Here is a 12,169-nt window from a genome sequence, read left to right as displayed (position 1 = left end):
GCGTGCCCAACCCCTACTCCCCACAATCCAATTGAATGACTGATGCTAAATCACAAAAGGTTCGATCGAGATATCCTGCCATTTCCCCTCAAATCGTTCGACAACAATAGGTCGGATGCGGAATTTGGGGGGACACCCATCGAGAACATCAATCCGCAAACACGAATAAGGACGACGTTTGTGGGAACCTTGACCGCTGCGGCCGACAAATAGCAAAGACTCCGCTACCCGCCGGCTGGCTGTTTCGGAACCAGACTGCCGCGCCAACCGATAAGCTTCAGGACTCAATGCTTCCTCCAACATCGGCCCTTCCGGGCGCTGGCGGCGGAGACTGTGGCCGCTTCCCCCGCAGACAATCCAATTAATCCCAGAGTCGCCGTGTCCAGTATCCCCAGTCCGCAGGTATTCCAAACAGTGAGCGTGGCCCGTCAGCACCAAATCTACTAGCGGACGCCCCTGCGCCGCGTCCCCAACAGCATCGGCCACCGCGTCGAGTACCTCGCGCAATCGCAACCGAACCGCCAAAGTTTGAGCTTGATTCCACTTTGTCGCCTCGGTTACGTAGGGGGGATGGTGCAGGTAAATTACCCGCCCCCGCACCTCGGAATCCCGCCAAGAGTCAATCAGCCTTTTTTTCAGCCATTCGAGCTGTTCAACGTCTGTGGCTGCTGTTTTGTGCGACGACAGTTGTTTGTCAATATCCATCAGGATTTCGTCAACTTGCTCTAACTTGGCGCCCAAGTCGTCTAGCTGTTCGGCTTCCTCGGGAATTTCGGGGTTTAGCCGATCGCAGATTTCGATCATTGCCAATTTTTCTTGTTCCAACTTCTGACGATCGAGTTCCAAATTCTGGCGGCGAATGTCGCCCTGTTTGGTTTTCGGGATCGGTAATGGTTCGTTGAAAGTGTTGGAGTCAAGGGCGAAGAAGTCGATGCCGCCACTGCAGAAGGTGTAGTAGCGGTTGGGTAAGCGGGTAAAGCGTCCGGGTTGGTAGCGGAGGCAGCGGCCTGTGCTGGTGCTGGCGGTGTAGTGGGCGTCTAGGTGGCGATCGAGTTCTCCCGGCATTTTGTGAGCTTGCAGGTAGTCGAGAAAGGCTTTGGCGTAGGTGTTTCCGCGATCGGAACCGTGCCAGCCGACATCGAGATCCAACTTGGAACCCAACAGCCGGCGCAGCGGCAAAGCTGTCGCCGACAGAAGGCCGTAGACTATCGGCAAGTCGTAATAGTCGTGGTTTCCCGGTACGGGCAAAAACGGAAAGTTAAACACCATGCGATCGTAGGCAATCCGAGATGGCTCCTCGCCGCCGACTATAAATTCTCGGTAGGGGCGAATAAAGTTTTGCAAGTAATATTCGCTGGAACCGACGAGATAAACTACATCGCCGGTGTGGAGGACGAAACGGCAAGTTTCGCGCTCGGAGACCATCTGTTCGGCAATCTGTCGCTGGGGATTGTAGCCGCGGTGATTGCCCGTGCCGCTGTCGCCTACAACTAAAAACGAAAACTCTGGAGAGTCGGTGGTTGGAGATTCCAAAACCATCCGAGTTTGGTCGATTCCCCGATGGACGATCGACTGTTCTTGCCACCGCACCCGCTCGTTCATTTTGCGGATTTTGACTTTTATTTGCGGGTCGGAAACGAATTTCAATTCACCTCTTCTCCAAAATTGCTGAGTTCCTAGTTAATAGTGTAGCGATCGGGCGAGTTTTTACCTCTCTCTAAAAGCTGAAAATCGAGGCGCGGGTACTCAGCAACCGGGTTTGGGACGAGAATACGGCGTTAAAACCGATCGCAACGGCCAAAAACCCGGTTTCTTTGGTTTGAGGCGCGGGTACTCAGAAACCGGGTTTTTTACCAGAATATTTCCTTAAAACCGACAGCAACGGCCAAAAACCCCCTAATCCTTTCCTCCCGCAACTATTGCCGAGGAGTGTTCAGGTTTTATTTGATAATCTCAATCAACACTCAAGGCATCGAACCACTGTAAAATCCGATTCCAGGCCCACCACCGATCGCTATCACCAAATTGATGCTGACAGCGTTTACTACTGATATGCCCAACATGACCGCCGTAGGCTGTCACCACTAATTCTAAGGCAGAATTGTTCGCGCCAATGGCTTGCAACTCAGAGACAAGCACCGGATCAAACATCGGATCGTCTGCTGCATAAAGGATGTAAGTGGGTTTTTTGAGGTGAGGCAAAATGTGTAGAGCGCTGCTAGCCTCATAGTATTCTTCCACAGAGGAGAAACCTAACGGGCCAATTACCAGTTCATGGTCAAAGCCCCAAATGCTGTTGGCGCGTTCAATAGCGGCAGGATCGATCGCCCCTGGATGCGATGCGGCGATGTTTTTTGCTAGTTTTTTTAACTGTCGCGCGATCGCTTTTTCTAAAAATTTCCCCCACTCATCTTTAACTAGATAAGACAGAGAACGGTTCGAGTCCAAGCTGGGGCAAATCACCGCCGCGCCTGCTAGTTCTGACTCTTCGAGCCCTAAGTCAGGCCCCCAATCTGCGATCGTCTGAGCTGATTTTACGGCCCACAAGGCTAATTGTCCCCCCAGAGAATAACCAGTGAACCAAAAAGGGGCGGGACATCCCATTTCTTTAGCAGCGGCAGCAATCCGAACGAAATCTTCACCTTCGTATAGACCATCAGAAGTCAGGGTGGGAGAGAGTTGGGCAGTTTTGCCGTGAGCTCGCCAGTCAAATAACACCAATGCACAGCCTTGGGCATAGGCTTTACGGCCTAGTAGCTTCAGATACCATTGATTATCCAGATCGCCAGTAATGCCGTAAGTGCCGACAATGGTATATCGGGGATTTTCGGGGATGGCAACCCAGCCGAAAATCGGGACTCCACAGGCACCAGTAAAGATGTGTTCTCGGTAAGGGGGCTCTGGGTCAGCGATCGTCTTTTCCCAGCGGCGACTAGCCCTTAATGCGGTGTACAACGTCATTAACAGGCCGTTGTTCAGCAGCCAAGGTGGAGTATAGGCAATGGTCATAAGCGGATGTCGGAAATGTCTGTCTTTTTGGTGGGATTTTTTTACTTGACAGGTTGGCTATTCTAGCGAATAAACCTGAAAACCGCAATATTTTTTGAGTAAATGCACTCAAGGGCGAAGTCAAGCCAAAATATTAATGGCTATTCATTTGGAACCATTTATTGGCGAATAGAGAAGAATGCCAGCTAACGAGGTTTAGCATATTGTAGCGGAGCGCCCAAACTACAAAAACCTGGTTGCTTTCAGAAACAGGGTTTCTGAGTCTTGCATCCCCGCGCAGATGTACAATAGGACGATCGCACTCTGCGACTCCAAGCGCGATCGAGCTCTACACCCTGGCCCAAGTGGGCGACATCAGAGAGAACGCAGTAAACAAATATAAAATGGAAGCAATACAACTGTCTTTATTCTCAAACGAGGAAGAACCAATTCCTGCCAAAAAGCAGAAGAAAGCAAAATTAGGGCGCTACGAACGCATCCAACGCGAACTCGAAGCAAATGACTGTGACCCCTACAAGATATTCATTGATATTGAATCTCAGTCACTGCCAAAATCCGACTATACATTTGTCGATCTTTTTTGCGGTGCGGGCGGCATGACCCAAGGTTTATTGCAAGCAGGTTTTCGACCAGTAGCAAGTGTTGAAATTAATGCGATCGCCTCAGCAACTCATACAAAAAACTTTCCCGATTGCCATCACTTGTGCGACGATATAAAAAACTTAAATCCCCAAAACTTGCTCGCTGAAATTGGTTCGCCAGAAGTTCATGTTGTTGTAGGTGGGCCGCCGTGTCAAGGCTTCTCAGTTGCAGGAAAACGCGACCCCAACGACCCTCGAAATCGCTTATTTAGAGAGTTTGTCCGCGTGGTCTCTGAAATACGTCCTTGGTATGTTGTCATGGAAAATGTACCCGGAATATTGACTATAAAAAAAGGAGCTGTTAAGCAAGCCATTTGCGATGCTTTTCAGGAAATTGGCTATCCCCATATGTCCGTTGCTGTTCTGGAATCAGCCGCCTATGGAGTCGCGCAAATCCGCCCGCGAGCTATTTTTATTGCCAATAGATTTGGGATGCAAAATCCCTATCCGAAGCCGCAATTGTTTCCAGAACAATACCAAGCGATTGAGTCAGCAATTGATGATTTACCAGAATATACTCGCATACCGGAAATTAACCACGAATGGACTCGTCATTCTGTTGAGTACATGGAAAGACTTGCTAAAGTTCCACCAGGCGGTTCTTTGTATGAAAGCTACGCCGATGCTTTCAAGCGACAGTATCCGGGAAAACCGAGTATGACTGTTAAAGAAAATCACGGCGGCACTCATATTCATCCTTATCTTAATCGCGTGATTTCAGCTCGCGAAATGGCAAGATTGCAAACTTTCCCGGATTCATTTATTTTTGAAGGTTCGATGAAAAAGGCAATGTGGCAAATTGGAAATGCCGTGCCGCCTCGTTTGGCGGAGTGTATCGGCTTGGCACTTATTCCATATTTGACTGATATTGCTGTGAACAAACCTAGTAAAGTTATTCTTCCAGGCAAAGCCTAAGAATTAGCAAATAAGATATTACTGATTTTCCTCGCGACGCTGAACTTTTAATAATATATTACTGGCAAACTTTGGTGTACCTGCTTTTTCACCTAAAAAATTAATTAATTCAGTAAAAGTCTTTGGGGGATTTTTGTACTTTTGAGACTGTTGCTGTAATAAATCAACTATTGAGTCCGGGTATTCGTCCAATAAATCGCTCAGAAACTCATCGGGCGACTGTGCTATAATGTTCCAAGGAGCTAGATCGTTTTCTCTAAAATCCTTGAGATTATTGGTGACAATGATATCAGCTCCAGCAGTTATGGCTGCGGCAAGAACGTGACGGTCTTTAGGATCGTTGGTCATTGCTTTCTCTAGTGCGACAGGCACTTCAACCATTGCTTCAGGAAAGGCTATTTTGATTGTCCTTTCAAGATTCTTTGCTTTCTCCTGCGAAAGTGTTCCTCCTTTAACAAGATTGCCTATTACTTCATCAATGATTTTCTGAGACCAATAGGGTAAATACAAATCTTCATCAGCAGTGGAAAGCAGAGTATCGCGCAAATACATCGGGAAAAGGACGCAAGCATCAAGTACAACACGCAGCTTAGTCATATTAAAGATTCAATTAGTCCTATTCCTCGTACAAGCCAGCTTCTTCAGTCATCTCGATTAACTCGTCTAATAATTGGCGTCGCTGAACTTTACGCTGTTGCTTGTAGGTCATTAAATCTTGAAAAAGTATGCGTCGGCGCGAACCAACTTCAATATAAGGAATTGCTCCTTCATCTAGCAATTTGACAATGAACGCTCGCGATACATTCAGGAGATCGGCAGCTTGATGCACCGTCAGTTCGCGATTGTGAGTTACTATCGATACAGCTTGACCCGATGCCATTGCGCGCACAATTTGACCCAACAAATTGTAAACTGATTCGGGAATGAGAATTTCTTCTCCATTACTTGCCACTAATTTTACTTGTGGGGATTCGATGCTGAGAATCTGCTGTAATTTTTTTATAGCTTCTGTTTCTTGTTCGGTAATTAAAACAGATTCTGGCGATGGTTTTTGTTTCAACATAGTCTCTCTTGTGATGTGTTTTTCTAGGATTTACGGTTTCATTCAGCCTGAAATAATCGTTCTATCTTCTTAATTGCTGGCAATGACTTACCTTCAGCTTCACAGCTTTCGATTAGTAACTCTAGTACCTCTCGCGCATTGTAGATAGCTTCTTCATAAGAATCTCCGTGAGTGACTGGTTGCATTACATCCTCAAATTCGGGCAAAAATACGACAAAGCATCGATCTTCTTCTGACCATTGGATAACAATTGTATATTTCATGGTTCTGAAGTTTCGGGTTGAAATTATAGTCCTGGACACCCTAGCCCACAAAGAAACCGGGTTTTTTAACTCTTATTGAGGGTTTTAAGCAAGTATTGTGGTTAAAAAACCCGGTTTCTGGCTACCCGTGCGTAAGTTCTGAATTATTATACTCGATCGCCCGATCGCCCGAAATTCCCCATCCCGACTCAAGACCGAGGCCGCGCAGATGTACAATTAGGGCGATCGCTCAGTTAAAATGAAATAGTATACGTTCGGATAAAATGAGACTATCGCCAACATTGAGGGGAATAAGATGACTTCTCAAACGATCGAACTTTTGGAAGATTTGCTAGGCAAGTTACAACACTTACTCCCGGAAAATCAGCAGCTTCTGTTAGCTTTTGCAGAGTTTTTGCTGGAACGACAGATGCGATCGATCCCCGAAAACACTTCAGTTGAAGCTGCACCCCCTCCTGGGCAACAACGGGTTTTGGGTCTGCATCAAGGGATGGGCTGGATGAGTGAGGATTTTAACGAGCCACTTCCTGATGCGTTGTATTAATAACTTTACGCAATCTGCAATCGTTTTCCCAAAGTTTGAGGTTCTGGTAGAGGTTTACCATCTTCTTGATAAAGTTCTATCAATGTTTCTAACAATTCTTGTCCGTGTTTGGCCGCTTCCTCGTAAGTGTGTCCGTGAGTGCAAGGCTGCATGACATCGGTAAACTCAGGCAAGCTGACAACAAAAAGTCGATCTTCTTCTGACCACTCGATGATGAGACTGTAATGGCTATTCATTCTTCTATCTCCTTCAGTTTCTGCAAATCAGAAATTACTCTTTTTTCGTGATAATTAGGTGCATCATCACCATCATTACCTGATAGTGTAATTTTTTCAGGTAATAAAGGGTGTTCCCATACAGTGTGACTGCCCTTTCCCTGTCGGTAAGTAAACCCTGCTTTTAGCAATAGGCTTTTCAATTCTCGAATCTTTTTAGGCATGAGTGATGCCAGCTAATCAGGTTTAGGATATTGTAGCCGATCGCCCAAACTACAAAAATACAAAAACCTAGTTTCTGCACTCCAACCAAAGAAACCGGGTTTTTACGAAAAGACCCGTTGTAGCCCGCAGATTCGGTAAAAACCCGGTTTCTGGGCCCCATGCTAAATCCTATGGCCCTTGCATCGCCTCGCAGAGGTACAATAGGACGATCGCATTCCCCAACTCCCACCGTGATAGAGCGCTACACTTTGCCCGAAATGGGCAACATCTGGACTGAAACCGCCAAACTCAAAAGCTGGCTGCAAGTAGAAATCGCTGTCTGCGAAGCTCAAGCCGAACTCGGCTACATCCCCGCCGCCGCAGTCGAAGAAATCAAAGCTAAGGCTAATTTTGACCCCAAACGAGTGCTCGAAATAGAAGCCGAAGTCCGCCACGACATGATCGCCTTCTTGACAAATGTCAACGAATATGTAGGCGATGCCGGCCGCTACATTCACCTCGGCTTAACCAGTTCCGATGTGCTCGATACCGCTTTGGCGCTGCAATTAGTCGCTAGCGTCAATATCTTGTTAGAACGTGTCGAAGAATTGAGTCAAGCTATTCGCTATCAGGCTCAACAGCATCGCAATACCGTGATGGTTGGCCGATCGCACGGAATTCACGCCGAACCCATCACCTTTGGCTTTAAACTAGCAGGATGGCTGGCAGAAGTCTTTCGCAACCGCGACCGATTAGTGAATTTGCAATCGTCCATAGCAGTCGGCAAAATCTCCGGCGCAGTCGGAACCTATGCTAATATCGATCCGCGAATTGAAGCGATCGCCTGTCAAAACCTCGGACTCGAACCCGATACCGCATCGACTCAAGTCATTTCGCGCGATCGACACGCCGAATACGTCCAAACCTTAGCACTCTTAGCAGCATCGATCGAGCGTTTTGCAGTAGAAATCCGCAACCTGCAACGCACCGATGTTCTCGAAGTCGAAGAATTCTTTTCCAAAGGGCAAAAAGGCTCATCCGCCATGCCTCACAAACGCAACCCGATTCGATCGGAAAGACTCACAGGAATGGCGAGAATCGTCCGCGCCAACGCCGTCGCAGCCTTAGAAAACGTAGCGCTTTGGCACGAACGAGACATCTCTCACAGTTCCGTAGAACGGATGATTTTGCCCGACAGTTCTACAGTAACTCACTTCATGTTAGTAGAAACCACAGACTTAGTAAAACACCTGCTAGTCTATCCCGAAAACATGAAGCAAAACATGAACCTTTACGGCGGAGTCATCTTCAGCCAGCGGGTGATGTTAGCTTTAGTAGAAAAAGGCACGAGTCGCGAAGACGCCTACAAAATTGTGCAATCTTGTGCTCACGAAGCCTGGAACAAACCGGGCGGCAATTTCTACAATTTAATTGCTAAGGACGATCGGGTAACAGCTAAGATGACCACCAAAGAGATTGATGATTGTTTCGATCCGCAGTATCAATTGAGGCACTTAGATTTAGTGTATCAGCGCTTGGGAATTTGAGGAGAATTAACAATTAAAAATGACTCAGAGAGAAAAGAGAGCGAGCGTTCTCGCGCTTGTTTCACAGTCCGCCGGGGGTTAAAACCCCCGTCTCATAGCTAAAGTCGGTTAAAACCGACTGAAAGACTCATAAAATAAAAGTTTTAGAGAAATATTTCAGTCCTCTTCAGAGGACTTTAGCTATGAGACAGGGGTTTCAACCCCTGTCGGTCTGGCGGGATGACAGACAACACGAAAAGCGCGAAAATTCCCCAAAATATCCAATGTAAAAACTCTATTAAATATCCACTTAACACAGCTATGAAATTAAACCGATTTACAAAATATTTAATTGTATTCGCTCTAATATTACTATCTACAACCACACTGAATTATACAACATTTGTCCGCGCCCAGGAGCCACCACAAGTGCAAATTACCCAACCAGAACCAAACCCAGTAGTACCAGAAAGCATTTTCATGAGTCAACTTCCCCCTGGGGCGCGACTGGTTGACATCCGCACCGTAAATCCCAACATTCGCCTCGATATCCGGTACGCCACTACTAACAATTTCTTGAAACGGAAACTTTACCCTATATCGAAATGCGCCTTGAGAAGTTCTGTTGCTCAAAAGTTAGGGCTAGTTCAAACTGATTTGGAAAAAATCGGATTGGGTTTGAAAGTTTACGATTGCTACAGGCCTTTCTCTGTCACTAAGCAAATGTGGCAAGCTTGGCCAGATCCGCGCTATGTTGCTAATCCTGCTAGGGGTTCGCGGCACAATCGCGGTGCTGCTATTGATTTGACTTTAGTCGATCGCACCGGCAAAGAATTAGAAATGCCTACACCTTACGATGATTTTACCGAAAAAGCTCACGGAGATTATCAAGGCGGCAGCGCAGAATCTCGGAAAAATCGTCAAGTGCTTAAGGATGCGATGAAAAAACACGGATTTATGGGTATCACAACCGAATGGTGGCACTTTGATTCGGAGGATTGGCAGAAGTTTGCAATTCTTGATATATCCCTTGGGGCGATTCCTTAATTTTAGGACTTATGCACTCCGACAAAGAAACCGGGTTTTTTCGCGAATCTGTGCGCCACAACGCGTCTTCTCGTAAAAACCCGGTTTCTGACCACCCGTGCGTAATTATCATTCTATAAACCTGCATATTTATCGCAATTTTACCGAAAATTCGTATTCGTATCCCCGGAAATTCGAGTCTAATTGTAATGTGTAATTGCCTGTTACTGGCACTTTTCCCGTCCACTCTGTTTCATTGCCTTCATAAGGATTTCCTGCTAATAGTTGGCCACGAGGAGTTATAATTTGCGGAAAAACATCTTTCCGATTCCTAACAGTCATTGTTTGACCTTTTCGGGCGCGAATCCGGTAAGAGTGAGTGCCGCCGCCGATAATTCGACCTTTAACAATTGCCTCATCTCCTCCCGGCCGAAAATTAATCTGCTGGTTGACGTTAGAACAACTGCTTTCGGTGCGGTTTTTGGCAATCCAACCGGGCGGATCTGTAATTCGCAGCCAACCGTTTTGTTCTTCGGCGACTGAAACAAAGGTATTATTTTTAAGTTTTCCTACTATTTGGCTGCCCCTTACTTGCGGGATCGATCGCACATTTAGCGGTGGATTCGGATCGCTGACTACAGCTTGGCTGATTTTGCAACCCGAATTTGGCGGTGTGACAACTACGGGCTCAACTTTTCGTGGAGGGACTCCTGCAACTAGCGAGGATTCAAGTGCTGGTGTTTTTGCCGGTTGGGGCTGGGATTTCGGAGATTCTGCCGCCTGGGTTTGTGCTTGCAGAGGTTCTGGTTGCCGAGATTCAGGGTTTTTCGTCGGCCCTGCAATCTGGTTTCTGGTGGATGCGGGCGATTCTGCAAGGGGAGGATTGGATTGTTTCATCGCACCCGACTGTATAGTTGCAACGGCCACTCCCACCGCTGTTGCCACTCCTGCTAAGCTTACTGTGATGATTTGACGCTTCGTAAATGACATAAAAAACCCTCTCTGTATCTATACTAATAATTTTTGTTTGGGAGTTGGGGCGATCGCCAGTTAATTTATAGTGGAAATACCTAGTGCCGACCACAGGGTCATTCGATTTTAGATTTTAGATTTTGGATTTTGGATTGACTTGCGCCAGATAAATTCGGGGGACGCAAGGATTTTAGATTTTCGATTTGGGATTGATTCCACGGATAAATCACGTGGCGGGTACCAGCTTTGAAATTCGCTTGTCAGGATTTTTAGATAAAATTTCAGATCCATAATTGTCGCAATAATTTGAGTCAATATATACTGGACGCCTATACTGATGGTAATCTTGCTCTGGGTTATTTGCGCGCAAATTTGCGAAAGTAAGCGTTCAGCGCGAGGTACATAAAATGTCAAAATTGATTCCTCTGAGATTACAACCGCCTCGCGATAGATTGTTGGAGGAGGTGAAGCAGGAAGTCCAAGCAGGCCTCGCGCAGTCTTTGCACGCTGCTGTGCTGGCTAACCTCAGTCAAGACTCGTCGCCTGTTGGTGTTAACCGCTGTTGGGATGTGGAAGTGAAAGCGGGGAACCGTCCGAGTTTTCGGCTTCCTCCCAAAGCCAGCATTGCCAAAGTGTTCGATCGCACCGGTGGCAAATTGGTAATTTTGGGAGCGACGGGTGCAGGCAAAACTACGACGCTGCTAGAATTAGCTCGCGTGTTAATTTCCCGCGCCCAAAAAGATGCTAGTTTTCCAGTACCAGTGCTGTTTGAACTCGGATCGTGGAAAGCAGAATCCGGGGCGATCGCAGATTGGTTAATTGCTCAACTTCAGTTCAAATACGGCATCTCTCCTGCTGTCGGCAAAAAATGGCTTGCCGAACAAAAATTGCTGCCTCTCTTAGATGGCTTGGACGAAGTGGAAACCCACCGCCAAAATAGCTGCATTCAAGCAATCAATCAGTTTGTGGAAAGCCAATTCAAACCCAAACATTTAGTAGCTTGCAGCAGTTTTGATGCTTACAAAAACTGCGAAAGTCGATTTCGCCTGCAAGCAGCGGTTTTATTGAAACCTTTAACAGAAACTAAAATCCAAAATTATCTGCTAGAAGCCAGAAGTCGAGAACTTTGGTACAGCATTGAGCATGAGCCGGAGTTGTTGAAATTGGCAAAAGTTCCCTTGCTTTTGAGCATGATGGCTTTGGCTTACGACGATATTTTAATTGAAGCTTGGAAGCGCATAACTTCGGCCGAAGAACAGCGCAAATATCTCTTAACTGCCTATATTCGCCACCAAATCACCGGGCAAGTCAAGCAGTATCCCAGAGGTAAGGAACTGCGGCCCGAACAAATTCGCTACTGGCTGGGATGGCTGGCGAGAAGGATGGAAGAGCAAGGAATTCAAGAATTTTACCTCGATCGCATACCGTCTAGCTGGCTGCAAACAGCCGATGAACGGCGCAAGTATCAGTTTGGAGTTAAGCTGCTTGGCGGCCTGATTTGGGTGATTTTGGGATTAATTGCCACCCTAGTCTCCGGGTCAATTGGGGGAATAATTGCGGGTGCTATTGCTGCGGTAATTAGTGCTTTTTTGCCGGGAATTCCGGGGATTGAAAGGTTTATATTGCGCCTGGTGCTGTGGTCGAACGGATACATTCCTTGGGATTACAGGCGTTTTCTCGATGCTGCGGGCGATCGCCTGCTGCTGCAAAAAACGGGCGATCGGCGCTACCGATTTATTCACGATTTATTGCAAAAACATTTTTCAGAGATATAAATGCCGGAGGTTGACA

At 46.8% G+C, this 12,169-nt stretch carries 13 protein-coding genes; 5 read left to right on the top strand and 8 right to left on the bottom strand.

The features are described from left to right. Window positions 1-45 precede the first annotated feature (45 nt). Both QT984_RS11875 and QT984_RS11870 read right to left on the bottom strand, forming a co-directional pair. Entirely contained in the window at window positions 46-1,647 is a 1,602-nt protein-coding gene (locus QT984_RS11875) for a metallophosphoesterase (protein ID WP_333054484.1), read from the bottom strand. Window positions 1,648-1,953: 306 nt separating this feature from the next. Beyond that, complete coding sequence (locus QT984_RS11870) at window positions 1,954-3,009, bottom strand: alpha/beta fold hydrolase (RefSeq protein ID WP_333338008.1); 1,056 nt, start codon at window positions 3,007-3,009, stop codon at window positions 1,954-1,956. A gap of 383 nt (window positions 3,010-3,392) precedes the next feature. Between QT984_RS11870 and QT984_RS11865 the strand changes: the two genes are divergently transcribed. Next, window positions 3,393-4,565, top strand: a complete 1,173-nt coding sequence (locus tag QT984_RS11865) for a DNA cytosine methyltransferase (RefSeq protein ID WP_333054486.1) — start codon at window positions 3,393-3,395, stop codon at window positions 4,563-4,565. An 18-nt stretch (window positions 4,566-4,583) separates the two neighbouring features. Here QT984_RS11865 and QT984_RS11860 read toward each other — a convergent pair whose 3' ends face one another. Genes QT984_RS11860 through QT984_RS11850 form a run of 3 tightly spaced genes read right to left on the bottom strand, consistent with a single transcriptional unit; the run spans window position 4,584 to window position 5,891 of the window. After that, window positions 4,584-5,162, bottom strand: coding sequence for a PIN domain-containing protein (locus QT984_RS11860; RefSeq protein ID WP_333054487.1), 579 nt, complete (start codon window positions 5,160-5,162; stop codon window positions 4,584-4,586). A 19-nt stretch (window positions 5,163-5,181) separates the two neighbouring features. After that, window positions 5,182-5,628 (bottom strand): excisionase family DNA-binding protein, encoded by a 447-nt coding sequence (locus tag QT984_RS11855; RefSeq protein WP_333054488.1) that lies wholly within the window; start codon window positions 5,626-5,628, stop codon window positions 5,182-5,184. Between the two features lie 38 nt (window positions 5,629-5,666). Next, window positions 5,667-5,891, bottom strand: a complete 225-nt coding sequence (locus QT984_RS11850; protein ID WP_333054489.1) for a type II toxin-antitoxin system HicB family antitoxin — start codon at window positions 5,889-5,891, stop codon at window positions 5,667-5,669. 295 nt (window positions 5,892-6,186) lie between these two features. Here QT984_RS11850 and QT984_RS11845 point away from each other — a divergent pair, with 295 nt between their 5' ends. Further along, complete coding sequence (locus QT984_RS11845; protein WP_333054490.1) at window positions 6,187-6,435, top strand: DUF2281 domain-containing protein; 249 nt, start codon at window positions 6,187-6,189, stop codon at window positions 6,433-6,435. A 5-nt stretch (window positions 6,436-6,440) separates the two neighbouring features. Here the strand turns inward: QT984_RS11845 and QT984_RS11840 are convergent, their stop codons facing one another. Both QT984_RS11840 and QT984_RS11835 read right to left on the bottom strand, forming a co-directional pair. Continuing rightward, window positions 6,441-6,671, bottom strand: coding sequence for a type II toxin-antitoxin system HicB family antitoxin (locus QT984_RS11840; RefSeq protein ID WP_015175593.1), 231 nt, complete (start codon window positions 6,669-6,671; stop codon window positions 6,441-6,443). Then, on the bottom strand, window positions 6,668-6,874 hold the full coding sequence (locus tag QT984_RS11835; protein WP_106148795.1) for a type II toxin-antitoxin system HicA family toxin: 207 nt from the start codon (window positions 6,872-6,874) through the stop codon (window positions 6,668-6,670). Before QT984_RS11835 ends, QT984_RS11840 begins: the two co-directional genes overlap by 4 nt. A gap of 231 nt (window positions 6,875-7,105) precedes the next feature. Between QT984_RS11835 and purB the strand changes: the two genes are divergently transcribed. Both purB and QT984_RS11825 read left to right on the top strand, forming a co-directional pair. Continuing rightward, window positions 7,106-8,401 (top strand): adenylosuccinate lyase, encoded by a 1,296-nt coding sequence (purB, locus tag QT984_RS11830; protein ID WP_333054557.1) that lies wholly within the window; start codon window positions 7,106-7,108, stop codon window positions 8,399-8,401. 300 nt (window positions 8,402-8,701) lie between these two features. Then, window positions 8,702-9,427 carry a M15 family metallopeptidase gene (locus QT984_RS11825; RefSeq protein ID WP_333054492.1) on the top strand — a complete coding sequence of 242 codons (726 nt, stop codon included), beginning with the start codon at window positions 8,702-8,704 and terminating at the stop codon, window positions 9,425-9,427. A gap of 129 nt (window positions 9,428-9,556) precedes the next feature. Here QT984_RS11825 and QT984_RS11820 read toward each other — a convergent pair whose 3' ends face one another. Continuing rightward, window positions 9,557-10,396 carry an SH3 domain-containing protein gene (locus QT984_RS11820; protein WP_333271332.1) on the bottom strand — a complete coding sequence of 280 codons (840 nt, stop codon included), beginning with the start codon at window positions 10,394-10,396 and terminating at the stop codon, window positions 9,557-9,559. Between the two features lie 389 nt (window positions 10,397-10,785). Here QT984_RS11820 and QT984_RS11815 point away from each other — a divergent pair, with 389 nt between their 5' ends. Next, complete coding sequence (locus QT984_RS11815; RefSeq protein WP_333374067.1) at window positions 10,786-12,153, top strand: NACHT domain-containing protein; 1,368 nt, start codon at window positions 10,786-10,788, stop codon at window positions 12,151-12,153. Window positions 12,154-12,169: the final 16 nt, after the last annotated feature.

This window comes from Microcoleus sp. Z1_B2 (genome assembly GCF_036700325.1).
Classification (GTDB): domain Bacteria; phylum Cyanobacteriota; class Cyanobacteriia; order Cyanobacteriales; family Microcoleaceae; genus Microcoleus.
The sequence above is the reverse complement of the archived record's forward strand: the minus strand, read 5'-3'. Positions and strand labels throughout refer to the sequence as shown.